This is a genomic window from Christiangramia flava JLT2011, from assembly GCF_001951155.1.
GTDB classification, from domain to species: domain Bacteria; phylum Bacteroidota; class Bacteroidia; order Flavobacteriales; family Flavobacteriaceae; genus Christiangramia; species Christiangramia flava.
Genome location: NZ_CP016359.1, coordinates 999042 through 1023694 on the forward strand (window position 1 = coordinate 999042; position 24653 = coordinate 1023694).

The 24653-nt window shown below is 37.3% G+C and carries 18 protein-coding genes; 7 read left to right on the plus strand and 11 right to left on the minus strand.

Annotated elements, in window-relative coordinates:
- Positions 1-561 precede the first annotated feature (561 nt).
- From GRFL_RS04205 to GRFL_RS04230, 6 genes are all read right to left on the minus strand, one after another.
- Entirely contained in the window at positions 562-1245 is a 684-nt protein-coding gene (locus GRFL_RS04205) for a GDSL-type esterase/lipase family protein (protein ID WP_086047653.1), read from the minus strand.
- A 19-nt stretch (positions 1246-1264) separates the two neighbouring features.
- Complete coding sequence (locus tag GRFL_RS04210) at positions 1265-2191, minus strand: HAD family hydrolase (protein WP_083643445.1); 927 nt, start codon at positions 2189-2191, stop codon at positions 1265-1267.
- Positions 2181-2960 carry a glycerophosphodiester phosphodiesterase gene (locus GRFL_RS04215; RefSeq protein WP_083645951.1) on the minus strand — a complete coding sequence of 260 codons (780 nt, stop codon included), beginning with the start codon at positions 2958-2960 and terminating at the stop codon, positions 2181-2183. The genes GRFL_RS04210 and GRFL_RS04215 overlap by 11 nt, the downstream gene beginning before the upstream one ends.
- A 172-nt stretch (positions 2961-3132) precedes the next feature.
- Positions 3133-4716: a calcineurin-like phosphoesterase C-terminal domain-containing protein gene (locus GRFL_RS04220; protein WP_083643446.1), complete on the minus strand. Its 1584-nt coding sequence runs from the start codon at positions 4714-4716 to the stop codon at positions 3133-3135.
- Positions 4709-6142: a SusD/RagB family nutrient-binding outer membrane lipoprotein gene (locus GRFL_RS04225; RefSeq protein WP_083645952.1), complete on the minus strand. Its 1434-nt coding sequence runs from the start codon at positions 6140-6142 to the stop codon at positions 4709-4711. Before GRFL_RS04225 ends, GRFL_RS04220 begins: the two co-directional genes overlap by 8 nt.
- A gap of 11 nt (positions 6143-6153) precedes the next feature.
- Complete coding sequence (locus GRFL_RS04230; RefSeq protein ID WP_083645953.1) at positions 6154-9312, minus strand: SusC/RagA family TonB-linked outer membrane protein; 3159 nt, start codon at positions 9310-9312, stop codon at positions 6154-6156.
- 258 nt (positions 9313-9570) lie between these two features.
- On the opposite strand from GRFL_RS04230, the gene GRFL_RS04235 reads away from it, so the two are divergent.
- Genes GRFL_RS04235 through GRFL_RS04245 form a run of 3 tightly spaced genes read left to right on the plus strand, consistent with a single transcriptional unit; the run spans position 9571 to position 13438 of the window.
- Positions 9571-11217, plus strand: a complete 1647-nt coding sequence (locus tag GRFL_RS04235; RefSeq protein WP_083643447.1) for a glycerol-3-phosphate dehydrogenase/oxidase — start codon at positions 9571-9573, stop codon at positions 11215-11217.
- Positions 11210-12697 (plus strand): glycerol kinase GlpK, encoded by a 1488-nt coding sequence (glpK, locus tag GRFL_RS04240; protein WP_083643448.1) that lies wholly within the window; start codon positions 11210-11212, stop codon positions 12695-12697. The genes GRFL_RS04235 and glpK overlap by 8 nt, the downstream gene beginning before the upstream one ends.
- Positions 12698-12703: 6 nt before the next feature.
- Positions 12704-13438 carry an MIP/aquaporin family protein gene (locus tag GRFL_RS04245; protein ID WP_083643449.1) on the plus strand — a complete coding sequence of 245 codons (735 nt, stop codon included), beginning with the start codon at positions 12704-12706 and terminating at the stop codon, positions 13436-13438.
- Here the strand turns inward: GRFL_RS04245 and GRFL_RS04250 are convergent.
- From GRFL_RS04250 to GRFL_RS04270, 4 genes are all read right to left on the minus strand, one after another.
- Positions 13435-14196: a DeoR/GlpR family DNA-binding transcription regulator gene (locus GRFL_RS04250; RefSeq protein ID WP_083643450.1), complete on the minus strand. Its 762-nt coding sequence runs from the start codon at positions 14194-14196 to the stop codon at positions 13435-13437. The genes GRFL_RS04245 and GRFL_RS04250 overlap by 4 nt on opposite strands.
- 888 nt (positions 14197-15084) lie before the next feature.
- Positions 15085-15621: a hypothetical protein gene (locus GRFL_RS04260; protein WP_341475766.1), complete on the minus strand. Its 537-nt coding sequence runs from the start codon at positions 15619-15621 to the stop codon at positions 15085-15087.
- A 249-nt stretch (positions 15622-15870) separates the two neighbouring features.
- Positions 15871-16212 (minus strand): response regulator, encoded by a 342-nt coding sequence (locus tag GRFL_RS04265; RefSeq protein WP_083643453.1) that lies wholly within the window; start codon positions 16210-16212, stop codon positions 15871-15873.
- On the minus strand, positions 16213-18564 hold the full coding sequence (locus GRFL_RS04270; RefSeq protein WP_083643454.1) for a PAS domain-containing sensor histidine kinase: 2352 nt from the start codon (positions 18562-18564) through the stop codon (positions 16213-16215). It lies immediately after the preceding gene.
- 311 nt (positions 18565-18875) lie between these two features.
- Here GRFL_RS04270 and GRFL_RS04275 point away from each other — a divergent pair, with 311 nt between their 5' ends.
- The 4 genes from GRFL_RS04275 (at position 18876) to GRFL_RS04290 (ending at position 22965) form a co-directional block, all read left to right on the plus strand.
- Entirely contained in the window at positions 18876-19352 is a 477-nt protein-coding gene (locus GRFL_RS04275) for a cupin domain-containing protein (RefSeq protein ID WP_083643455.1), read from the plus strand.
- A gap of 125 nt (positions 19353-19477) precedes the next feature.
- The gene (locus tag GRFL_RS04280) at positions 19478-19810 is read left to right on the plus strand and encodes an RsbRD N-terminal domain-containing protein (protein ID WP_083643456.1); all 333 of its coding nucleotides are present in this window, start codon (positions 19478-19480) and stop codon (positions 19808-19810) included.
- Between the two features lie 45 nt (positions 19811-19855).
- Positions 19856-20599, plus strand: coding sequence for a sensor histidine kinase (locus GRFL_RS04285; protein ID WP_083643457.1), 744 nt, complete (start codon positions 19856-19858; stop codon positions 20597-20599).
- Positions 20600-21327: 728 nt separating this feature from the next.
- The gene (locus tag GRFL_RS04290; protein WP_139839200.1) at positions 21328-22965 is read left to right on the plus strand and encodes a hypothetical protein; all 1638 of its coding nucleotides are present in this window, start codon (positions 21328-21330) and stop codon (positions 22963-22965) included.
- A gap of 185 nt (positions 22966-23150) precedes the next feature.
- On the opposite strand, the gene GRFL_RS04295 is transcribed toward GRFL_RS04290, so the two are convergent.
- The gene (locus GRFL_RS04295; RefSeq protein ID WP_083643459.1) at positions 23151-24647 is read right to left on the minus strand and encodes a carboxypeptidase regulatory-like domain-containing protein; all 1497 of its coding nucleotides are present in this window, start codon (positions 24645-24647) and stop codon (positions 23151-23153) included.
- Between the last annotated feature and the right edge of the window lie 6 nt (positions 24648-24653).

Sequence of the window (24653 nt, forward strand, 5' to 3'; positions counted from 1 at the left end):
TTTTCGAATCAATGTACCATCTCGTAGGGCAATTGCTATAAATCAGCTAAGGGTTGCATGAATAATTATTTAGTAAAGGAAAAAAGGCAATGCATGTGCATTGCCTTACGCTGTTAAGCCTTAACCTAATCTTCAATTTCCATAGAATTGAGATAGATAATGGTTGCGCCAATAATTAAACCTAATGTCAAACCTGCAATAATTATCAACTCATCCATAGTTATTCAATTATTTATTGAAACTAAAAAATTAAATACTCTGAAAGCTAATAATTTAAAGAGTTTAATACTATTAAATAAGCCCAAACATTTGTTAAAAAAAAAAGGGTGAGGCAGGGCTCACCCTTAGGTTGAATTCTGGCAATACCCCTATTACACGAATTCATAATTAGAGGGTTTACCACCTCCAAACCCTCAACATCATATACTTGATACCAAAACCCCAACAAAATAGATTAAGCCAAAAAGTATATATTATTTCAAATTTAAGAAATTATTTAGAAATGTAAATTATGTAACATGCATCGTCAGGTTTTTTCTCAAAATCTTTTACAAGCCTACTTTACTTCTTATCAATATTTACTAAGTAAGGCTTTAGAATATCGGCCCATTTTAGATAACCATTTTCATTCAGATGCAACCCTTCATCCGTATAATCGGGATCTAAGCGTCCCTGAGCATCCAGAAATTCGGGGTAAATATTAATTAGTGTAACACTAGTCTGCCTTGCCAGTTTCTTCAGCTCTTTATTAATATGGATAATATGCTCATCCTTATGGTAATGCCGTTCGTAGACCTCAAACAAAGCATTTACCGGTAGAATTGTTTCAATATAGATCTTTGTTTCGGGCGATTCTTTCTGAATACGATGGATAATTTTTCTATAATTTTGAAGAATGATTTCATCGGGGAAGTTGCGAGATATATCATTGATACCGATTAAAAGAAATACTTTAGCTGGATGACCTTCGGTGACTTCATCGAGTCTTTCTAGTATTCCAAAAGTCGTATCACCAGAAATACCTCTATTTCTAGCCTTTGGAATTTGGAGCAATTCATTCCAATGTGCTCTTGCAGTGATACTATTTCCCAAAAAGATAATATCTGAAGTATCATTAGGATAAGTTCTGAACTGCCTCACCTGAACGGGATACGTCTTTGGTCGGTAGGTCGTATCAATTTCATTTTGAGCCATCCCGACAGTCACCGTCAAAATTACCACTAAAAAAACATATCTCTTCATCATTAATAAATTCATTTTAATCCTAATTATTTTCATGTTCTGCATTCTTTCGGATGTTCAGATCTTTTGAAATATATGAATGATCTCCTTCAGGAAGATCCTCACAGGTGACGATTAAAGCTTTTTGAGATTCCCAGTATTCCTTTAAGGTTTGACCATTTAAACTCGAATCTTCCTCATGTTGCAATTTTTTCGAATCATCTGGATTAATGATCATTTTTAAACCGACAGATTCATTCATCATTTCCCAATCACCTCGACTATTCCCGGCAACGAATAAGGGCTTTGCTTTAATGAAAGTCTGGATAGCATCGGCTTTCCCCGCATCTTGCGGAACCGGCTGAACCAAGGTTCTGGTTACCTTCCCATCATGGATGACAGATTTCACTCCGATGATCCGATTCAATGGAATTCCAGTATTTTCACTTACAAATTGTTGATATAAGACTTCTGGTGACGCTGTGACCACCCAGATCTCAAAACCATAATCTTCCAGGTTTGCCAGCAATTGTTTCATCTGCGGATAGAATTTGTTTTGGTATTTCTCCTGAAACATCTCTTCTCCTATTTGTTGAACTTCTGTTGCGCTTAGGCCAGATAGAAAACTGATCCTTTTTTGCACATAGTCCATTCCCACATTATTGCCATTCAGCAAAGAATCAATAACGGCCATTTTTGCAATCGAAAGACTATCCTTTTTATCGGAAAAATGAGTTCCTGCATAATTATAAAGTGCTTCATCTGCCAGATAGTATGGTGACTGACCTAATAAAGTTCCGTCACAATCAAACACGGCCACTTTCCTTTCTTTAATGATTCTACTCCCTTCCAGGAAAGTTTCCAGCTTATTATTGATGTCCTCATTCCACCCAGAAATTTTATGAAATTCCTGAGCAAAACTTGAGAAAGCAATAACGCAGAATATAAAAACGAGCATTTTACTTCGCATTGTTCAGCAATTGAAGTAGAAGTTCCGGCTCATTTGTTGTAATAAATTCCGCGTTCTGATCGATCAAATATTTCATATCCTCTTCAGTATTTACTGTCCATGCATTGATTGACAATCCGATATTATGAGCCTGAGAAATCCAGTCGGGATTCTCTTTATATTTACTGAAGTGATAATCCAGACCTGTGTAGCCATCTGCTTTCGCTATGGCAGGCGCTACATCTCCATTCAAATAGGCAATTTCCGCATTCGGAGCAAGTTCATGAACTAATTTCCCTGCTTCGTAATCAAAGGTGATATAATCAACCCATTTTTCGGCGTTCATTTTTTTAACTAATGCGACCGCGTCCCGCGTAAGCTCAAGAGTACGTTCCTGGTCTTCTGCTTTCTTTATTTCCAGAATCAGTTTCGTGGTTTTTTGCTTCATACCTTCTGCCAGATATTCACGTAAAGTTGGTAATTTTTCACCATTCGGTAATTTCACCTTAACAAGATCACCATATGTAGTTTCCTCGATCAACATTCCATTGAAATCATCATCATGATTTACCACCATACTATCATCTGCAGTGATATGAACATCAAATTCAGAACCGTGGGCTCCAATAGCTATCGCCTCTTTTAAGGAAGCCAGTGAGTTCTGCGGCAGGTCTTTTGCTTTCCAGGCTCCGCGGTGAGCAATAACAATGTTATCATGAAATTTAGGTTTAGGACCGCCTGAGCATGAAATGATCATCACACCCAGAAGAAGGAATATCAGCTTTTTCATTTTGTATATTCTGTTTATTTGTAGTCTAATTGGAAGACTCTTATTCAATGACCCTGCCTCGACCAGCATCCATGGGAAATTAGAAATCATCCTTTCTTTATTTTCTTCTTTTTTACTTTTAAACATATTTCATTTTCTGAATCTATTTCATTCATGCAATTCTAATATAATTTTATTCCAGTCGGTAACTGGCTTCAGCCATATGAACCTGACCAAACATATCTGTTGCTTTAACTTCAATAAGATGCTCCCCATTTTCAATTTTGGTAGGAATTCTTGCGTGCCATAGGTGTTTGCTGTCAATAGGGTTTGAAGGTCGTATTCCATCAATTAACGTATCGGAAAGATCCCAGTCATAAACCATATTGGAATAATTAGGATCGTGGTCTTCTATATAATCCATTTTCTTCCAATCACCCTTATCGACGCGGAAAAATACCTCATCGCTTTTGGACCCCATGAAAAAGTTGGCATAAATTCCTGCTTTGGAATACTGTCCCTGCTTCATCACCTTCGGAACAAAAAGCTTGATCTGGTAATCTTCATTTTCGCCGGCCACTTTGTAATCAATAACATACTGGTTGCCCTTAACCTTCAAAAATGCATAACCACGCGGAGTTCCATCTCGCATGTCAGCCTTTGGAATACCATCTACAAATTTACCGGAATTCCAATCGCCACAGGTAGTTCCCGCATTAAAATGATGATGTAAGCCCTTTCCCTTCCAGCCATCTTCTGCACTAAAAAAATCCTGGCGCTGGATGTGTGTATGCGCCGAAATTGATAGTGTATTCGGGAAGTCTTTTAAGATCTCAAACAAATTATTCCGGTCCTCATCGCGAAAAGAATCTCCTTCCGGCTCACTAATAGGTATGTGAAAGTTTAAAACTACCAGATAATCTTTCGGAACCAGCTTTAAATCATTTTCAATAAACTTTAATTGCTTTTCTGTAAAGCCTCCCCAATAACCCTTGCCATCACGGGGATCTGGATATAGTATATCATCCAGGATTAAAATGTGCGTTTTTGCATAATTATAAGAATACGTCGCTGGCCCGAAGTACGCTTCAAAGGTCTCATCAGAATCATCCTCGTTTTTTGCATCCAGGTTCATATCGTGATTCCCCATAACGTCATACCATGGGATATTCAGCGAGGCAATGGATTTCTTATATGGTTCAAAAAGACTCAGGTCATTCCAGACCAGATCACCCAAACTAATCCCGTATGCGATTTCGGTATTTTTATCAATATCCTGGACCACACTTTTTTCGAAGTATTTTAATTCGTCCAGGTTTCTTGGCTGTGGATCCCCAAAAATTAAGGCAGTATAATCTTCATTTTCATCCTGTCTCACCAAGCCAAAATCAATTTTCTTAGGCAGTTTCCCAGTTGGTTCCACTCCCTTATATTTTGCTTCAGGAGATCCGTCTGGTTTGTAGATATAGTAAAATTTGGAACTACTATTTTTCCCTTTGGAAACTTTATAGTCGGTTGGTTTGATAACAAAAATGATGGCATCGTCCTCAACAGGCAATTCGTAACTACCGGTCGCATCGGTCAACACCACATCAGATCCATTACTTACCGCTACTTCAGAAATTCCTTTTTCAGAAGATTCCTTTTTTCCATTTTGATTGTTGTCTAAAAAAACGGTTCCCTTAGCAACAGTTTGGGTATTCCCTAAGAAGGAAATACCCATGAAAACTGAAACTACTAGACTTTTACACAGAAGGCTAATTCCTGTCTTAATCATCCCACCATACTTTTGTATTAATATCGTCTGGTCCTCCAAGAAGATCCAGGGCTTTTTGATAGTTCTCAGAGTTGTTGATCTGTACATCCTGCGGATAGTAGAATCTTGCCGGCATTACACCGTCATTTTCCATTGCAGTAGTTGTAGGCAATTCCGGAAGTCCTGTTCTCCGGTATTCAAACCACTGCTGGTAATCCACAAAATAGAGCGCATAATATTTCTGAAGCATGATCTGCTCCAATGTCCCGTCGTAGGCCACTTCCGGATTATCAAAATATCCATCAGGCACTTCAGCTCCTACCTGCTCTATGGCAGCTTTCACTCCATTCATATAATGCTCTTCCGCGCCTGAAGTATATCCTCTCAGGGCCACTTCCGCCTTTATAAATTCCACTTCAGAATAAGGTAATAAGATTATCTCCATTGGGTTGGTGACCTGTTCGATATTAAAAGTGGATGCATTGTAAGTAAATTGAGATTCTGCACCTGCGTAAGCACTCGGTATACCCTTATAGCCAATGCTATTTCCATCTTCATCCTGTGCCATGGTTTCTATAAATGGTCTTCGCGGATCTTCCCAGTTATTCAGATTTTCTGCAAAAAATTCAGCGATTTTAACGCTTAATCTGAAATCCTGAGGTCGTCCCCAAGGGGAAACATTTGGCGTTTCGCCCGTCACTTCCAGAATAGCCGATTCTTCGGTACTTTCAAAAACCGGGTACATGTCAGGATTATCGATTATAGTGGTAAGCTTCTGAAATGCATTGGTTTCTGATCTATTTGAAATCCTTAACAACAAACGCATATGCAGTGAATTCGTAAATTTCTGCCATTTTGAGACATCATTATGAAACAGGATATCATCAGCATAAACCATTGATTCATCTAAATTATAAAGCTCGTTGGCTCTTTCAAGGTCTGCCAAAATCGACTCGTACACAAACTGCTGTGAATCGAAGGCAGGATAAAAATTCCCTTCTTCTCCCATGGTTGCTTCCGTAAACGGAATGGGTCCAAACATATCGGTAAGATTAGCAAAAACCATGGCTCTAAAAGTCAAGGCAATTGCTTCATAATTCTCATCTTCAGCAGCCACTGAAGCTTCCAGCATTTCATCAATATTATTCAACCATCTATAATACCAGTACCAGCTGGAATTCCCGATATTCTGGCTAACATCATATCTATGCAATCCACCCGAAACACTTGGGAACGGCAAGGAAACCTGCATCAAATCGAATGTGATACTGGCACTTCTATCGGCATTATGACTTGCCAGACCGTAAATAATAGGATTGATTAATGTTCCTGGGCTAATTTGAGCGATCCTGTTTGGATCTTCATTCACTTCTTCAAAATCTCCAGTACAACCAAAGAGAATCAAAGAACAAAGTATACCTGTGATTAAGTATTTAATATTTTTCATCATTGAATCGATTATAAATTCACTTTAAGGTTAAATCCGTAGGTGGCAGGAGAAGGCATCTGTCCCATTTCAATACCCGGTAAAATAGTATCACCGTTCAAGGCAGCCGTTTCAGGATCATAAATTGGGAAATCAGTGATCATGGCAAGGTTTCTTCCGAAAAGCGAAACATTCAAACCTCTGATTGGGGTATTCTGTAGCAACTTTTTAGAGAAATTATACTGCAGGCTCAATTCTCTTAATTTCAGGTAAGAGGCATCAAAAGAATTTGACTCTACGTTGGCTCTGCGATAGTACCTGTTATACCAGTCTGGAGGCAATACTTCAGTCGTATTTGGAGAGAAGGTTCCATCTTCATTTTCAACCACTCCATCTCCAACTATGAATCCTTCTTCTCTACCCATGAAGTTAGAACGCAATTTTCCTTGCTGAGTTAATTTATGATGTGTTTGTGAGTAAATGATTCCTCCATACTTTCCATCAAGCATGACGTTTAAGGTAAAGTTCCCCAATTGAAAGCTATTGAAAAGTCCTGCTTCCCAATCCGGACTAGCATCCCCGATATATTGAATCTCATCTGGATATGCTGGCAAACCACCTTTATCATAAACAATTTGCCCATCAGGAGATCTTACAAAACCATATCCATAAATTGCCGTGGTCGTACCACCTACTTTGGCAATTAGGGTTGCGTTGCCCCCAGATCCAATTTCTTGTTGGTTATCAATTCCATCGGCCAGTTCCAGAACTTCGTTCCAATTTTTAGACCAGGTAAGAGTAGAGGTCCACTTGAATCTATCATTGCTTACGATTTTTCCAGTAAGTGTTAATTCCACTCCCCTGTTGCGAACTTCTCCCGAGTTCAATACTCCAGAACTGTATCCCGTGGTAATATCCAAAGGCACCGAAATAATCTGGTTTTTAGTAGTGGTCTGATAAACAGTCCCATCAAAATTTAAACGATTTCCAAAAAATCGGGATTCTATACCGGTTTCAAAACTTGTTGTGATCTCTGGTTTAAAATTAGGATTGTACAGTGTTGTAGGAACTGTTGCTGAACTTGGAAAAGCATTCTGACTATAATATTTGCTTGTTTTATAAGGATCTGTATCATTACCAACCTGAGCAAAAGAAAAACGATATTTCAGGTAATTGAATTTCTCACTCTTGAAATCAAACATATCTGAAAGAATAAAACTCGTATTTACCGAAGGATAGAAGAACGAATTGTTTTCTACCGGCAATGTACTTGACCAATCATTACGGCCTGTTAAGTCGAGGAAAATATAATCTCTAAAGGAGAATGAAGCAAGACCATACAAACTATTTACTTTCTTGTTGCGATCGTATGTATTAATAATCGGTGAATTGATTCCGTTTGCCAGTTTATACACCCCAGGAACCACAAGTCCTTCTACGGATGCATCAGTTCTACGATATTTATAGTCCCGCATATTTCCTCCAGCCGAAAGATTAATAGAAAAGTCTTTTGAAACATCCTTATTATAAGTCAATAAGAAATCTGAGTTCACTTCCTGCTTCCATATATCCTGAGCTTCAAAATATCCCTTTGCGTATCGATTAATACTATAAGGTCTATGTTGCTCTCGATCCTGATTATAAGTGTTCAACGCAGTTCTTAATAACAGATCCAGATTCGGAGCGAGGTTTATAGTTGCGGAAAGATTCCCAACTATCTGACTACTTGCCAATGAATTTGTGGCTTCATAAGCAATCAAGTAGGGATTATCTATATACGAACTAAATGGCTGAATTTGCTGAATATTTTCCTGTCCCTCCTGCCAGATTGGACGATACCAATCCAAGTCTACGTTTGGATTCTGGAAAATCATAAAATAAGCGATCGACCCATTATTGTATCCTGTACTAGGAAGGTTATCACTATTCCTCGTATTATAGTTGATGACGGAATTCACTTTAATCCTGTCAGAAATTTGATAATTGGCATTTACTGAAGCAGTGACACGATCATAGCCTGTATTAGGCATGATCCATTCATTATCCGTATATCCTACAGAAGCTCTCATACTACCTTTATCATTACTACCTTGCAGCGATATATTATTTATAGAAGTCACCCCTGTTCTCCAAAATGCCTTACGATTATCTTTATAAGGTCTCCATGGCGTACGTTCTAATCCCTGACCCTCTAATTCAGGATCATACTGAAAGAAATTTTGCCCTTCAAACCTTGGTCCCCAGGCACTACTGGTACTACCCGTATTATTCCCATCCTCGGAAGACCCATAAGAATAATAAGGATCGCCATTTTCATCAAACGATTTTCCCGTTCCCTGACCATATTCATATTGCCAATCTGGCCATCTTTGAATTACATCTAAACTCACGCTGGAGGTATAAGTTATTCCAAGGCCTTTTGACTGCTTACCTGATTTCGTAGTAATGATCAACGCTCCGTTTGCTGCGCGACTACCGTACAAGGCTGTAGCACCAGGTCCTTTTAAAACAGTTACACTTTCAATATCATCGGTGTTTAAATCTGATATCGCATTTCCGTAGTCAATTGGGGAATCGTTCCCGGTGTAAGCGCTACTAGAACCTGAAGTGGTCATTTCGGAACTTACAGGCACACCATCAACCACAATAAGTGCAGCATTGCCATTCGGATTCAATGAATTATTGCCTCGTAATGTGATTTGCTGAGAATTCACCGGTCCAGAACCAGCCGAGACAATATTAAGTCCTGCAACTTTCCCTTTTAATCCTGAAGACCAGTTGGTAGGTACAGCCTGGGAAAGCTTATCGGAATTTACTGTCGCCTGGGAAAACCCAAGCTTTTTTTCTTCCCTCTTAATCCCCAAGGCGGTTACAACTACTTCACTCAAGGCGTTTTCATCCTCAGTTAAAGTAATTTCCGAGATTCCTGGATCAGAAGCCGGAATTTCCTTTGACTGAAAACCTAAAAATGAAATTTCCAGTATGGCGGTTTCACTGGAAACCGTAATAGTAAAGTTTCCATCAAAGTCGGTAGAAACACCATTGTTAGTACCCTTTTCCATTACGGTGGCACCGGGTAGCGGCAAACCTTCCTGATCAACCACTTTTCCTTTTGCATCAAATTGTTGTGCAAAAGTATTTGAAACACAACATAATAAAGTGAAAATTAATAAAAGGATCTTTTTTTTCATTGAGATTGAATTTTGTTTTTTGAATTCATTGCAAATCTTCCTTTTTCTCAGCAATAGTTGTTTAAGTACGTATTAACAAAAGGTTTCGATTTCGCTATTTATAACATAAACCATTAACAAAGTGATAATTTTTGTACCTTACTGATGCGAATGTAATAAAAAATAAGAGTAAAAAACAAAAAATTACTTATTTTTAGTTTCGAAAGGTTTTGTTTTGTTCAATTTAATTTTACTTTTGTTTCGATAATTAGTCGAAATATGATGGGAAATTCTAGTTCACAATATTTAAATCGCGAGTCTGCTTTAAGAAAACTTAAAGAGAATGCTAAGTGGGATATCATCATTATTGGTGGAGGTGCTACGGGTTTAGGAGTCGCGCTTGACGCGAGCAGTAGAGGCTTCAAAACACTACTTTTAGAAAGAGGCGATTTTGCTAACGGGACATCTAGTAGAAGTACAAAGCTAGCACACGGTGGGGTCCGATATCTTGCTCAGGGCAATATAGCGTTAGTCAAAGAAGCTTTAAAAGAAAGAGGATTAATGCTAAAGAATGCACCCCACTTAGTTCATTTGCTACCTTTTGTAATCCCCAGTTATAAATGGTGGGAAAAGTTTTATTATGGCATAGGCTTGAAAATTTATGACTGGATGGCTCAACATTTCCGCATAGGAAAAACAGAACTCATCAATAATAAGAAGGTGCGAAGTCTGTTTGATAACCTTAATTTAAAAGGTTTAAATGGCGGGGTGATATATTATGACGGGCAATTTGACGATGCTCGGTTAGCGTTAAATATCGCGCAAACAAGTGTCGAACATGACGCCGTATTACTGAACTATTTTGAGGTCAGTGATCTTATCAAATCAGACGGGAAAGTAGTTGGAGTGATCGCAAAAGATCTGGAGAATAATGAAATTTTTGAGATCAACGCCAATGTTGTTATTAATGCTACGGGAGTTTTTGCTGATAGTATTTTGGCTCTGGATCACAAGACGGCCAAACCGATCATAAAGGTAAGTCAGGGAATACATTTAGTGCTGAGGAAAGAGTTTTTACCCAGCAGTGATGCCTTAATGATCCCAAAAACATCTGACGGTCGCGTATTATTTGCCGTCCCCTGGAAAGATCACCTACTAGTTGGAACTACTGATACCCCCATGAAAGTTCCTACGACTCAACCAAAGGCCTTGGAAGAAGAAATTCAGTTTATATTAAAAACTTTGAAAAGTTACCTGGTTGTCCCGCCAACCATTGATGACGTTCTAAGCGTTTTTGCGGGGTTGCGACCTCTTGTAGTCCCAAGAGATACTGATAAAGGGACGAAGGAAATATCCAGAGACCACAAACTGATCATCGACAAAACAAACCTCATTACTATTACCGGAGGCAAATGGACTACTTATCGAAAAATGGCTGAAGATACCGTAGATGAAGCCATTCAGGTTGGCAATCTTCCTGAAATAAAATGTAAAACGGAAGACCTGAAAATCCATGGATTTACTGAAACAAAAGATATAGAAGATCATTTGGATATCTACGGTAGTGATGCAACGCAAATTCGAAATCTAGTTAATGAGGACATAAGGTTTCAGCAAAAATTGCATCCGGACTTCCCTCATATACTAGCCGAAGTCATATGGTTCATACGTTATGAAATGGCGCGTACAGTAGAAGATATTCTGGCTAGAAGACTGAGAATTTTGTTTCTAAATGCGAAGGCAGCTATTGATTTGGCTCCTGAAATTGCCGAAATCTTAAGAAAGGAATTGGCTAAGGATTCTAAATGGAAGGATCAACAACTAGCTGATTTTAAATCAATCGCAGCGAATTACCTACCTCGAACACCTAAGTTAACCACAGCTCTTAATAATAAAATAACTACTAAGCTTAATAATCATGTCTAAATACATTTTAGCTTTTGACCAGGGAACCACGAGTTCCAGAGCAATAATTTTCAACCATCAGGGAAAGGCTATTTCCACCACTCAAAGAGAATTCAAACAAATTTTTCCTAAACCAGGTTGGGTAGAACATGATCCTAATGAAATCTGGTCAACACAGATTGGAGTAGCTGCAGAAGCCGTTTCAAAAAGTAAACTAAAATCTGAAGACATTCAAGCCATTGGTATTACCAACCAGCGCGAAACAACGGTAGTCTGGGATCGAAACACAGGTGAACCGGTTTATAATGCAATTGTATGGCAGGATAGAAGAACATCTGATTATTGCGATGAACTCAGGGAACAAGGTTATGAAGATATGGTTAGGAAAAAAACCGGTTTGGTTATCGATGCCTATTTTGTAGCCACAAAGGTTAAATGGATTCTTGACAATATTGAAGGTGCTCGAAGTAAAGCGGACAATGGAGATTTAATATTCGGAACAATTGATTCCTGGCTGGTTTGGAACCTGACCGGAGGCGAAAGTCATATTACCGATATTACTAATGCATCCAGAACCATGCTCTACAACATTCAAACACTTGAATGGGATGATGAGTTATTAAAACTTTTCGAGATTCCCAGTTCAATGTTACCTACCGTAGTAGAGTCTAGCGGGCCTCTTGCTGTAACTTCAGGAGCAATCTTCTCCAAAAAAATTCCGATAACTGGTATTGCAGGTGATCAGCACGCAGCTCTTTTCGGCCAGATGTGTCTTAAGCCCGGAATGATCAAAAACACTTATGGGACTGGCTGTTTTATGCTGATGAACATTGGTGAGAAACCCATAGTTTCTGAAAATCGTTTGGTCACAACCATAGCCTGGAAAATAAACGGTAAGGTTTCGTACGCGCTAGAAGGTAGCATATTTATTGCTGGTGCGGTAGTTCAGTGGCTAAGGGATGGGATGCAAATGATTTCTTCTGCAAGTGAAATCGAAGATCTCGCCAGTGCGGTAGACAATACAAATGGTGTATATTTCGTTCCGGCCTTTACTGGCTTAGGTGCCCCCTACTGGAATCAGCACGCCAGAGGCACGATAACTGGTATAACCAGGGGTAGTACAAAAAATCATATTGCCAGAGCTGCTCTGGAAAGTATAGCCTTTCAGACCTATGATGTTCTAAAAGCTATGGAAGCAGATGCCAATATAGAAATTAAGGAATTAAGAGTTGATGGAGGTGCTACCGAAAACGATTTATTAATGCAATTTCAGGCAGATATCCTAAAAACAAAAATTCTTCGATCTCAAACTGCAGAAGTGACTGCCTTAGGGGCTGCATATCTCGCAGGACTTGGTTCGGGGTACTGGAAAAACATTTCAGAAGTGGAGGAAAAATGGGAAGAAAGTAGAGCCTACAACCCAGAAAACATCAATTTAGAGGAGCTTATAAATGGATGGAAAAGAGCCATTAAAGCTGCCAATTCATGGTCATCAAATTAGAAATATATGTCACAATTTGTTGCAGAGTTTGTTGGAACTCTCTTTTTAATGCTTATTGGCAATGGAGTGGTTGCTAATGTTGTTCTTCAAGACACAAAAGGATTCAATAGTGGTTGGATCGTTATAACTACTGGTTGGGCTTTTGCGGTATTCACAGGTGTTGTAATAGCTGCTCCATACAGCGGAGCACATATAAACCCAGCGGTAACGCTCGGCCTGGCAATTGCCGGGGAATTTTCTTGGGCATTGGTTCCGAAATTTATTTTAGCGCAAATGCTAGGAGCGATGGCAGGGAGTTTTATTGTTTGGCTAATGTATAAAGACCATTTCGATCGAACAGAAGACCCCCTCCTAAAGCGAGCTGTCTTTTGTACCACCCCGGCCATAAGGAATATTAGATCCAACATACTGAGTGAAATCATCGGAACATTCACCTTAATTTTTGTGATCTTCTATGTTACCGATCCGGTAATGGGTGGCGATACAGAAACTCCAATTGGCATGGGATCTTTAGGAGCTATACCCGTAACTTTTTTGGTATGGGCAATCGGGTTAGCTTTAGGAGGTACCACGGGGTATGCCATCAACCCCGCGAGAGATCTCGGACCAAGAATTGTTTACTCCATTATTCCCCAAAAAGGCAAGGGAGATAGCGATTGGAGTTATTCCTGGATTCCTGTAGTGGCGCCAATCCTTGGAGCAACACTGGCTGCAATGATGTATTTGTATTTGGACAATTAAACTATTGTAACCTTAATTCCGAATTCTTCCAGTTCACTTTTAGTGAAATTGGAAATCTTACTGTCGGTAATAATTTCATCTATATTGTCAAAACCGCAGATTCTGCCAAATCCTCGCTTGCCAAATTTACTGGAATCAGCAAGAACTATGGTCTTCTGCGAAACTTTTATCATTTCACGATTCAATCGTGCTTCCATTACATTCGCGGTCGTAAGTCCAAATTCTAAATCGATACCATCTACTCCTAAGAATAATTTAGTACACGAAAAATCATGAAGATTCCCTTCTGCATACATACCAGTTACAGAGGAAGATCTTTTTCTCAAGATCCCGGCCAATTGGATAACCTCTATTTCCAGATGTTTATTTAGTTCTAAGGCAACATTCAGGGCGCTGGTTATTACGGTTAAGTTTTCCAAAGGTTTGATACTCTTTGCTAAAGCGAGAACAGTAGTTCCGGAGGCAATCAAAATGGAATCATTGGCAGTAACTAATTTGGCAGCAGCACTACCAATCATCATCTTCTCAGATAAATTCATTTTTTCCTTCTCGCTCACATGGCGATCTGTTGCGTAAGGATTATTAAGGGTGGCTCCCCCATGCATCCGATACAGCATCCCTTTTTCTTCTAAAAATTTTAAATCTTTTCGTATGGTTACAGAAGATACATCCAGCTCATCACATAGCACTTGGCTTTTTACCTGGCCTTCTTGATTAATTTTATCAATAATTTTTTTATGCCGCTCAACCGTATTCATCTGATTTTAAATTTTTTAGAAATAATTTAGTTACGTAAGTTAATCAATTTTAACTACTTGATTATGGAGTTAAATACATCTAGGGAACCTATGTATCATAATAATTCGATTTCCATGGAGCATCATACCTTCAATAGTATATCACAATTCTACCTACTTCCAATCAAGCACCATATTCATGATTATACAGATTTTCCCCCATTCTATTATCTAAGATGACAAGGAATAAGATCACAAGCTTGAAAGCCCATTAGATAATCTCATAACACCTCTTAGCGTTAGAAAGAAATTAATTACTTACATTGCGCAACGAAATGCTAACTCCCTAGGTCTTCTTTCCCTACAATTACCTGGTATACAAGGCAAATTAAATCTAATTGTGAACTATTCTTTTAAAGAATAAACCTACTTCAATAAGTGATATTACGCGAAAAAAAACCTTTTTATTCATCATTTCCGGTATAATACTTTTAATAATTGCCCAGTTATTGAATCGAATATTGAATGCAAATGAATCGTATGATTTTCTAATTGGCCTTCTGGAAGGTTTGGGAATAGGCCTGATGATATTTGCAATAATCAGGGGCAGATTTAAAGACAAGACACTCAATTAAATTGCTAGAATAGACAAAGGCCACCCTAATCAAATCGTAATAAAAAAGCGCCTTCAGGAAGTGTTTCTAAAAAATGGAAAAGGTATTTATTTTCGGAAATTCCTCAACCCAAGTCACTACATCAACAGTATTACATATGGGAGGGTAGCTTATTATTCAATCATCCAATTGCCCTTTTCTAATAAGTATTTTCTCGGCCTTTCAGTTCTCCATTTTCCAAAATATAATCAAGGTTTGTTGGGGTGATTCCCATATACATTAGAATATGTACCAATTAGCCATTATTCCTTTTTTCCTTTGAAACCAGGTGATGATCTTTCTTTAATCCAGCAATATGAATAATATTTGATATAGTCCTGAATAACATCAATACCACCGTGATCATGGTTCCGCTAAGGATGGAAGAGAACAACAAGCTGCTCCAGTATACAGCCGAGTACCAGTGTAAGGGAACATTATTTGCACGGGTAATAGGTATATTAAATAGCTGGAACATAATTAGAGCCGCAACCAGCAAAACTGTATCGAATTTTGCAATATCCAATACCTGATAATAATGATCCTTTTTCAGGCTTGATTCTGTCCCAGTACTTATTCCCAGTAAGGTCAACAACAAAGTTAAAATAGTTGCGGAAGCCAGGATGATGGTATTGCAGAGCATGTTCATCCCCTCATGTGAAGCGGTGATTAAATGTTTGGCCTCATAACCAGAAATTCTTCCAAGTAGAAAGACTCCGAGCGCTGTAAACAAGGTAGTCACCACCCCTCCATAAATAGCCTTTTTATTTTCTTTTATAATTTGCATTTCCATATCAATGAATCGAAAAATTTTCTCAATTTCCTGAGAATCTATATCAATGGAGTGCGCTATTCCGGTAATTTTTGATGAAATCTAAACCCTTATGAAAGGTTTAACTCAAATTTCTAAACTCAAACAGGTTGAAAATCACTTAAGGTACTGGCTTTAATGATTCAGAATTCAGGTGAAACGAATTTTTTAACCTTAGTTGTAGTTAATAATCCTGGCTTATACCCTGTATTAGATATGTACAGAAGGCTTTTATAATTGTTTTTCGATACAATTAATCAAGTCTTTAATATCAAAGGGTTTTGCTAAGAATTCATCCGCTCCCTTAAGTTCAAATAAATCGGGATGGGCAGACATAACAATTACGGGAAGCTTTTCGGTTCTTTCGTTTGCTTTAAGGCTTTTACAGAGATCCAGGCCATTGCCATCTGGCAGCATATAGTCTATAAGGTATACATCGGGGAATAAAGTATCGTTTACGCGTTGAAATTCCTTCGCATTCGCAAAACTATGTACTTGGTATCCGTTAATTTCTAATAATGATTCTATAAGTTCTCGTATGCTTGAATCATCTTCGACTAGAACTACTTCCATTTAATTCAATTTAGTTATGTCATTATTTGTTTCCTTAAAGTCATCAACATAAGGCAGAGTGAAATAAAATTCTGAGCCAGAACCTGGTGGTTTGCGGTATCCAATTTCCCCTTTATGCCTTTTAATAATTTCTTTAGACAAGTAAAGTCCTATACCTAGGCCACCAATACCAGTAGAGTTTTCTGCACGATAGAAGCGATCAAATAAAAATTTTTGATGTTCTTCTTTCACTCCTATTCCGTAATCACGAACTGAAACAATAATACTATCAACAGATTTTGTAGCGGTTATTTCGATAGTATTCGAAAAAGGAGAATATTTAATGGCATTAGAAATTAAATTGATAATTACCTGTTCGATGCGCTGAGCATCACCAAATACCAGAAGTTCCTGTTGAACATCAAATAAAATTTCATGGGAAGGATGAGTATATTTGAAATTGGCAACTACATCAATTATAACCTTATTTAAATCGAAAATTCTCTTTTTAAAATCCAGTCGCCCACTGTCCAAACGAGACATATTTAGGAGATCATCTACTAAACCATTTAACCGTTCCACCTGGGTTAAAGACTTATCAATAAAGCCGTCAGTTGCGGGATTTTGATTAGTATGTTGTAGTAATTGAAGATATCCTTTTAAGGAAGTAAGAGGAGTTTTCAATTCATGACTGGCAACGGCAATGAACTCATCTTTCTTTGCATTGAGTTGTTTTATTTTTTCAAATAAATAGGAATTTTGAAGGGTTGCAGAAACCTGGCTAGCAATATTTCGAATTAACAAAAGATCCTGCGAACGATAATAATCGGGTTGATTACTACAGAAAATAAATCCACCTCCCGCAGCATGATGCTCTGATGATAATGGCAATACCATGAAATTACTAGATCCTAAAAGAGAATGCAGCTTCTCATAAATCGATTTTCTTTTATTTAAAATTTCAACTTCATCATTCAGATTAAAAATTAAGGATTGTGCATTCGACTTTGGAACTATATCCTTAAATCTTGAAACACCTATATCTTCTAAAAAGTGCTTACTTCTGCCAGACACTGCCGCGTAACTATGCACCTTATGTCTTGATTTCACCTCATAAAAAAACATTACCAATTGAGAATTGGTCAATCTATAGGTGGTATCTACAATCCATTGCAATACTTCCTTAAAATCGTTTTTTTCTGAAATTGATTTCCCAATTGAATTCAGTATTTCTAAATTCCTGTTATATTTCTCCAGGGCTTTCTGATATTCCACCTGTTGTGTGATATCCCGTGCTACTTTCGAGGCTCCCACAATTTCTCCTTTATGGTTTTTCAATGGGGATACCGTAATGGAAACCGTTATATCCCTGCCTGATTTATGCTTTCGAACTGTTTCGAAATGATCAATCTTTTCACCTTTTCTTATTTTGGAAAGAATTTCAACTTCCTCGGAGAGCTTGTTTTCAGGAATCAGCATGGTTATTGAATTTCCGATGGCCTCCTGCTCTGTATAACCAAATATTTTTTGCGCCCCTTTATTCCAGCTAATTATGATGCTGTCCAGATTTTTGCTAATAATAGCATCATCCGAAGACTCTACGATTGCGGAAAGAATTTCTTTCTTTTCATGACTAGAAATATGCTCGCTAATATCCCTGGCCACTTTGGATGCTCCAATGACTTTTCCATGAACATTTTTGATTGGAGAGATATTCAGTTCGATCGCTATTGGTTTACCATCCTTATTTAACCTTATCGTTTCAAAATGGTCAATCCTTTGCCCACTTTTCAACTGAGAAATGATCACATCCTCCTCGTGAAGTCGTGAGTTTGGGAATAACATAGTGATAGGTTTTCCTATTGCTTCTTTTTCCGAATACCCAAAAATCCTTTCGGCAGCCTGATTCCAGCTGGTAATCTTCCCCTGTAAATCTTTTGTAATTATAGCGTCGTCGGAGGTCTCAATTATGGTCGAAAGGCTGGCATTTTTTATATTATTCACTCGGAATTCCGTAAAATCAAGCATATAAAAATACCCCCCGACCAGGTCAGATTTGTTGAAGGATGGCTGAGCAACCAGAAGAATATATTTAAGGCTACCATTAGGTTGTTCTACTCGCAATTCCGTCCTAGTATCGAACGCTGACTTTTGAAGTATTTGTGCCGCTGGATGCTCCGCTTTTTGTACCGGCGTTCCATCGTAATAATATTCTTTTAAAGCTCCGGACCATAGATCATCCGCAAGATTTGGCTCCCGTCCCCATACATTTTTTGCGGCATCATTATAGCTTATTATTTTGCCATTTATATCGCAGTGGTAGTACGGGATCGGTGAACATTTCAGTATTTCTGCACTTGGTTCAAACTCCATCTTCAGAAAATCATATTTAGAAATCGAATTTTTTAAGGTTAAACAAATATTAAAAATTGTCTTAAGAGTTGTTGATCCAAATACATAATTAATATGGGTTTAACAAAAATTTACAACGATCCAGCTATAGCTACAAAGGCAGCTATAAAAGCGCTGTAACCAATGAATCATAAATTTTTTCGATATTCTAAAATTCAGTCAGTTTACCTGTTATTCCTCTCGAAGTACTTCACCCGTATAAGAAAAGTCCATCATATATATAAGTTTTAGTATTTTTAAACTTCGATTGTTCAATATAACTGATGACACCTATGAAGCTACTAATCAGATTGATCCTCTTTACTTTGCCAACTATGGTAATAGCTCAAAGTTCAGAATATAGTATTTCAAGTTATAAAGAAGAAGGCACCAAGGCGCCGAATGTTCATTACATTGGTGAAGCCTGGCTTCATCCGATTCTACATGATGATGATGATTTTAATTATAACATTACAAAAGCAAAATTTAAGGCGAATTCTACGTTAGATTGGCATAAACATTCGTCGGTCCAGATTCTGATAATTGTAGAGGGCGAAGCCTATTACCAGGAAAGAGATAAATCTCCGGTAATTTTAAGAACAGGAGATATTATTCGATGCGATAAAAATATTGAGCACTGGCATTCCTCGACAAAAAATTCTAATGTTACCTATTTGGCCATATATAGCGGCAAAGAACCTACGGAATGGACAGCCGTACTTACTCAGGATGAGTATGATAAAGTAGCTAAAACGCTCAGCACGAATTAAAATTGCGCCAAGATTTTCGTGCCGAGTTACACTAAAAATGAATGCGAAAAAATTGGCTCAGCCTAATCATTTATCAATGTATTTACAATTGTTACATGGTTGAACACTATTAAACTGCCAACCAAATGAATTTAGTAGATTTTATAGCTGATAATAAATCAGCTATTGCAGAAGAGTGGATAAAATTTGCTCAGAAAAATATTCTCCTTACTAAGCAAATGAATCGAGAGGATATTAAGGATCATGTGATTCAAATTCTTGATCGAATCATCTATGATATGCGCAGTTCCCAGTCAGATGTCGAGCAGAAAATTAAGTCACAGGGAAATAAGGTTCTGAACATGGCTGAAACTCAAGCTGCAAACGATCATGGAGAGCAACGTTTGGATGCAGGTTTTGATTTCATGCAGTTAAGTGCCGAATTCCGTGCGCTACGTGCTAGCGTGTTGCGATTATGAGCAAAAGAAGCCAGAGCAGACAACTGGGAAACGGATTTTTATGAAATGATTCGCTTCAATGAAGCGGTGGATGAAATCTGGATGATTTCACTAACTCGATTTCAAGAAAAATTAAATGAAAGCAAGAACCTCTTCCTTGGAATTTTGGGTCACGATTTACGAAATCCTATTTCCACCATTAAAGGAGCCCATTCCTTATTAAAACTCTCAGAAAATTTATCGGAGAAAGGAAAAAAAACCCTGGCATATACCGAGGTGAGTGTGGATCGAATGACTAGCCTCATCAATAATCTACTAGAACTAACCGAGTTACGTCTGGGTAAGGGAATGAGTTTCCAAAAAGTCCCTATTGACCTAGTTGAACTGTCCCAAAATATTATTCATGAGCATGAACTAGCCTATCCTCAAATCGAATTTGTACTCAGTTTTGACGATGACATCCATGGAAACTGGGATAGGCTACGATTATCCCAAATGATGAATAATTTAATAACCAATGCCGTCAAACATGGAAGTTCCACCGGCACAGTACAAATTACTTTACGAAACTATGAAAGGCATGCTGAATTTGCCGTTCATAATAATGGCTCCCACATTCCTCAGGAAGTACTGCAAAAAATCTTTAAAGAAAGGTTTACTAGCGGTAATAAAAATGAACTCAAAGAGAATAGTTACGGTTTAGGATTATTGATCGTAAAGGAAATAGTCGAAGGTCACCAGGGTGAAATTCATGTAGAAAGTACTCCTCAGACTGGAACAACTTTTATAATAACCTTACCGAAGGAATAATTATTCCTTAAATAATAGACCGGGGAGTGCTATGTTCTATGTATCTCAGCATTAGCTTATCCGAAGTAATGATTCACAATATAAACTGCGAGAACAACGCTAAACGCTAATAAAATGGTTCTGTAATATTTGGTATAATCTTCAATCATGACCTATAATTAAGAGTTATATATTTTCAAAACGTAAACATTTGAGTGTTACTGAATTTTGAACCAAAAACCGTAAAAGGAAAAAATTGACCGGTAGAGTACTGAAGCACAATAATTTACGAATAAATCATATTGGTTAGGACCCTTTTAAAGTGAATTTTTTCTTAGTGAAGAATAATAGACTAAAGTTCCAGTAAAATTGTATTATTGCACTCAATAATCTTTCAAGAATACTATAAAATAAAACCCTGATAAGGCATTCAACTTCGACTTTTGAAAACGATATTTATATAATTAAATCATGTCTTGAAAGTCCTTTTTTCCAAATGCCTAGTGAACGTACTTCCACATTATCAACATTTGTAATATTCAAATTTTCCCATATATTATAGAATACCTACTGTATAAGATTGTTATCTGCTTAATAAAAGCCTGCCTTTCACCGATATATTAATACCGTTTGAAGATTTTACACCTTTTTTCACTTCTATTAATAGGCATTCACCTACATAATTAGCATTTTTGCTCCGCCTTAAAGGCATAATTATTTATTTAAATACTGCCCTAATCTAAATCAAAATGAGAAATTTTTTTAAAGTTTGTACCATTCTAATGGTTTTACTGAGTTATTCATGTTCTAATAATGAAGATCAGATTGAAAATCCAGTTTCGCTAGATTTAAATGTTCAAAAAGATTTAACGGAATTGAATCAATCCCTGGATAAGCAATTTAATGGTGTCGTTTCTAATCGCCAAATAAATATTGGAAGAGAAGAAGGAGAATTATCTCTCAATGATATTACGTTTGAACAAATTGCGGAAATACTTCCTCCATCAATAAATGGTGTATTACTCAGAGCCAGCCATGTAGATTTCCATGATAACCTGGTTTTCGTATCTTATATGAAAGAAGGTCCTGAATACTTAGGTGGAATTGACATTATAGACATTAGTAATGAAAAGGATCCTAAAATCATTTCCCGAATCACCTCAGATCAGGCAGATTTCACCTCCATTAAATTTAATGATTCGAAATTATTATTTACACTGGCTGCTGATGTAGAATCCAATCCATATTTGACAGCTTACGCTAATCTAGGTGAGGTCTATGTGAATTCCGATGGTTCTATAGACAATCTGAGGATAACGCCATTATCTGGTTACGCCGCCGTAGATGTAGCACCGTTAAACGCATCCTCTATAATTGCTCTAAGTGGAAGCAACGGTAGTGTTACTAAGATAGGCACTGATTTGTTCAATATTCAATTAGAAAACCCAATTGAAGACTTACGTTCAATTGCAATAGCTAATGAAAAAATTGCTGTTTTAAGTGGCAACAAAGGATTACTTCTTTTGAATCCACAGACCTTGGAGGTACAGCAAGCAATTCAAACGCACGAATTAACTCCGGAATCAAAGAGGACTATTAGCTTCTTTGGAGAACAAATATTAGTTTCAGAAGGGTCAAATGGAGTAGGAATTTATAATTGGAATGTTCCGAACAGAACGCTTAGTTTACCGATCCAAGTTTTAAGTGATGAAGTTTATGATTCAAATGACATTGTCACAAATGCGGTAACAACCACTGATAATTTCGTGTTTATGGCAAATGGGGGTGCTGGATTAGGTATCTCCAAAATAAATACATTAGATAATACAGTTCTAGAGGCAGGAGTTCTAGATACTGACGGTTCTGTTAATTATGTAAAAGGGACAAACAAATATATCTTTTTAGCTTCCGGAAAAGGAGGTCTGAAAATCATTAAAATTCAAACAAGTTCCGGCAGTGAGGAATTCGCCAATTGCAATGAATATCCTTTATATAGAGGTCATGCTAATCTAAATGTAAATAGTAATGAGGTCTTGAATTATCGCGGAGCTACAACTTTAAAAAATCTTAATGTTGGAGGGGAACTTACCTACTGTGGTTCTCTGAATATTGCTCATTCTGTCAATATAAATAGTAATGGTATATTCAATATGTACGGATCTCTTGCTGTTGGGAGATACGGTAAAAACTATGACTTAAATATAAACAGTGGGTCAGTTTTAAAAATTCATGGAAATCTAACAATCTACGGGAACCTGAACCTGAATAGTGGATCAAAATTGGAATTTGTAGGCAGTGATTCAACAATACATGTCTACGGAAGAGTAAAACGTAACAGCGGAAGTCAGGTTGTTGGTGATTACCAGGATACCTCTAATAAATTATAAGTTAACAATCCAATTAAATCCCTTATAGGTATTTCCTATTATCGACTCTAAAATTAGATTTGAGGGGAATTACATTTATAATAACGCTAGTTGAAAATCTAGAGTACAGTCAGGATGTTATTTGGTATTTAATTAAAAAGATAAAAGGTGCATTTGCACCTTTTATCATCTCTAATCAAAAAATCTCAATTCCATTCAGGCATAAAGGCCCTTTCCATTACGATGTTACGATCATTATTACCTACAGATAAGTCTTCTTCAATATTTACTTGTATAATATTCTTTTGACTATCTAAAGTATTTTCACCATTCACAAAAATCACACTTGCTTCGTTTGGAGCAAACCTTGCGTCCATATCATTTGTTCCATTCGGTTTACTCTCGCTCAAATTATAGGTTTCACCACTTTCTCTATCATAAATAAAAATTTTGGAGTTTAATTGTCTTGAAGCAAGATTCTCATACCCAGAAATATCCCTGCTATATAGAATTAACCGATTGTTTACAGACAAATCGATGCCATCTAAAACTCCCTGAAAACCATTTATGACTGTCTCCACTTTTTCTCCTAATGAATTCAAAATGGAAATTTCACCATTATAACCTTCTACATCAGTTTCCAAAATTAGGATAAACCTACCATCATAACTTTCTTCCACATCCATAATATATCTACCTGGCTCGGAGTCATAGATAATAACTTTCCCCCCGCCTTCTATAGTAGTCTTATATAACTTGTTAAGATGCGGATAAATAATGTAGGTTCCATCTTCTGACCATGAATACCCCACTTTATCCTTATCAATTGTTTTTACTGGTATGCTACTGGTGACCTGCTTTTTCTGCGAACCATCAGGGTTCATAATAAATATTTGAGTTTCACCTGCCACATCGCTTAGATATGCCACCTTATTTATGGAAGAATTTTTCCGAGGTCTAAAACTATTTTTTCCTAGTTCTGTTAATCTAGATTCCTGACCATTCAAGTCTGAATTAAAGATCACATTATTACCCTCAACAGTTCTTACGAAGAATATACTGTTAGCAGGAGCTTCTTCAGTATAAAATGTATTAATTTCACTAATAACTGTTGGGTTAATACTATCCGAAACCTTCACCTGCCAGAAGTATTTATAACCATAACTAAGGTTATCGACTGTGAATGTGGTATCCTTTATTTCTTCAAAGATTTGGATTTGGTCATCATGATCATTCCGCAACTCTAATTGATAAGTCAATTCGTCGTTTTCAGGATCACTAGAGCTCCACATGAACTCAGTTACTAAACCTACGTTTTCTTGCCCATCCTCAGGCTGTATTAAATCGGGAGTAGTAGGTTGTCTATTACTTGCCGATTCCACACTCATCTCAAATATTACATTCACATTACTATTCGGGTAAACTGTTGCCCCTTCAAAAGCTGTCAATAATCCATCCTTTCTAGCCTCTACTGAATATTCGCCCTCTGGTATATTTTCCAACACAAACTCTCCTTCTGCATTTGTAAAAACAGTAGAGGAAGTCGGGTTCGTACTAATTCTAACATTTTCAATAGGATCGTTAGAGCCTTCTTTGACCACTTTCCCTGTTAAATCACCGGTTACATATCCATCAATTGTATCCTCACTACAACCACATAGTAACATGAAACAGGCTACAATATATAATAATCGATTTTTCATAATATC

What these genes read in the sequence shown, in the direction of transcription:
- GRFL_RS04280 (WP_083643456.1), top strand. Translation starts at nt 19,478, where the DNA reads ATGAATTTAGTAGATTTTATAGCTGATAATAAATCAGCTATTGCAGAA.
- GRFL_RS04260 (WP_341475766.1), bottom strand. Translation starts at nt 15,621, where the DNA reads ATGGAAATGCAAATTATAAAAGAAAATAAAAAGGCTATTTATGGAGGG.
- GRFL_RS04265 (WP_083643453.1), bottom strand. Translation starts at nt 16,212, where the DNA reads ATGGAAGTAGTTCTAGTCGAAGATGATTCAAGCATACGAGAACTTATA.
- GRFL_RS04250 (WP_083643450.1), bottom strand. Translation starts at nt 14,196, where the DNA reads ATGAATACGGTTGAGCGGCATAAAAAAATTATTGATAAAATTAATCAA.
- GRFL_RS04245 (WP_083643449.1), top strand. Translation starts at nt 12,704, where the DNA reads ATGTCACAATTTGTTGCAGAGTTTGTTGGAACTCTCTTTTTAATGCTT.
- GRFL_RS04235 (WP_083643447.1), top strand. Translation starts at nt 9,571, where the DNA reads ATGATGGGAAATTCTAGTTCACAATATTTAAATCGCGAGTCTGCTTTA.
- GRFL_RS04295 (WP_083643459.1), bottom strand. Translation starts at nt 24,647, where the DNA reads ATGAAAAATCGATTATTATATATTGTAGCCTGTTTCATGTTACTATGT.
- GRFL_RS04230 (WP_083645953.1), bottom strand. Translation starts at nt 9,312, where the DNA reads ATGAAAAAAAAGATCCTTTTATTAATTTTCACTTTATTATGTTGTGTT.
- GRFL_RS04275 (WP_083643455.1), top strand. Translation starts at nt 18,876, where the DNA reads ATGAAGCTACTAATCAGATTGATCCTCTTTACTTTGCCAACTATGGTA.
- GRFL_RS04215 (WP_083645951.1), bottom strand. Translation starts at nt 2,960, where the DNA reads ATGAAAAAGCTGATATTCCTTCTTCTGGGTGTGATGATCATTTCATGC.
- GRFL_RS04270 (WP_083643454.1), bottom strand. Translation starts at nt 18,564, where the DNA reads ATGGAGTTTGAACCAAGTGCAGAAATACTGAAATGTTCACCGATCCCG.
- glpK (WP_083643448.1), top strand. Translation starts at nt 11,210, where the DNA reads ATGTCTAAATACATTTTAGCTTTTGACCAGGGAACCACGAGTTCCAGA.
- GRFL_RS04225 (WP_083645952.1), bottom strand. Translation starts at nt 6,142, where the DNA reads ATGAAAAATATTAAATACTTAATCACAGGTATACTTTGTTCTTTGATT.
- GRFL_RS04210 (WP_083643445.1), bottom strand. Translation starts at nt 2,191, where the DNA reads ATGCGAAGTAAAATGCTCGTTTTTATATTCTGCGTTATTGCTTTCTCA.
- GRFL_RS04285 (WP_083643457.1), top strand. Translation starts at nt 19,856, where the DNA reads ATGATTCGCTTCAATGAAGCGGTGGATGAAATCTGGATGATTTCACTA.
- GRFL_RS04290 (WP_139839200.1), top strand. Translation starts at nt 21,328, where the DNA reads ATGAGAAATTTTTTTAAAGTTTGTACCATTCTAATGGTTTTACTGAGT.
- GRFL_RS04205 (WP_086047653.1), bottom strand. Translation starts at nt 1,245, where the DNA reads ATGATGAAGAGATATGTTTTTTTAGTGGTAATTTTGACGGTGACTGTC.
- GRFL_RS04220 (WP_083643446.1), bottom strand. Translation starts at nt 4,716, where the DNA reads ATGATTAAGACAGGAATTAGCCTTCTGTGTAAAAGTCTAGTAGTTTCA.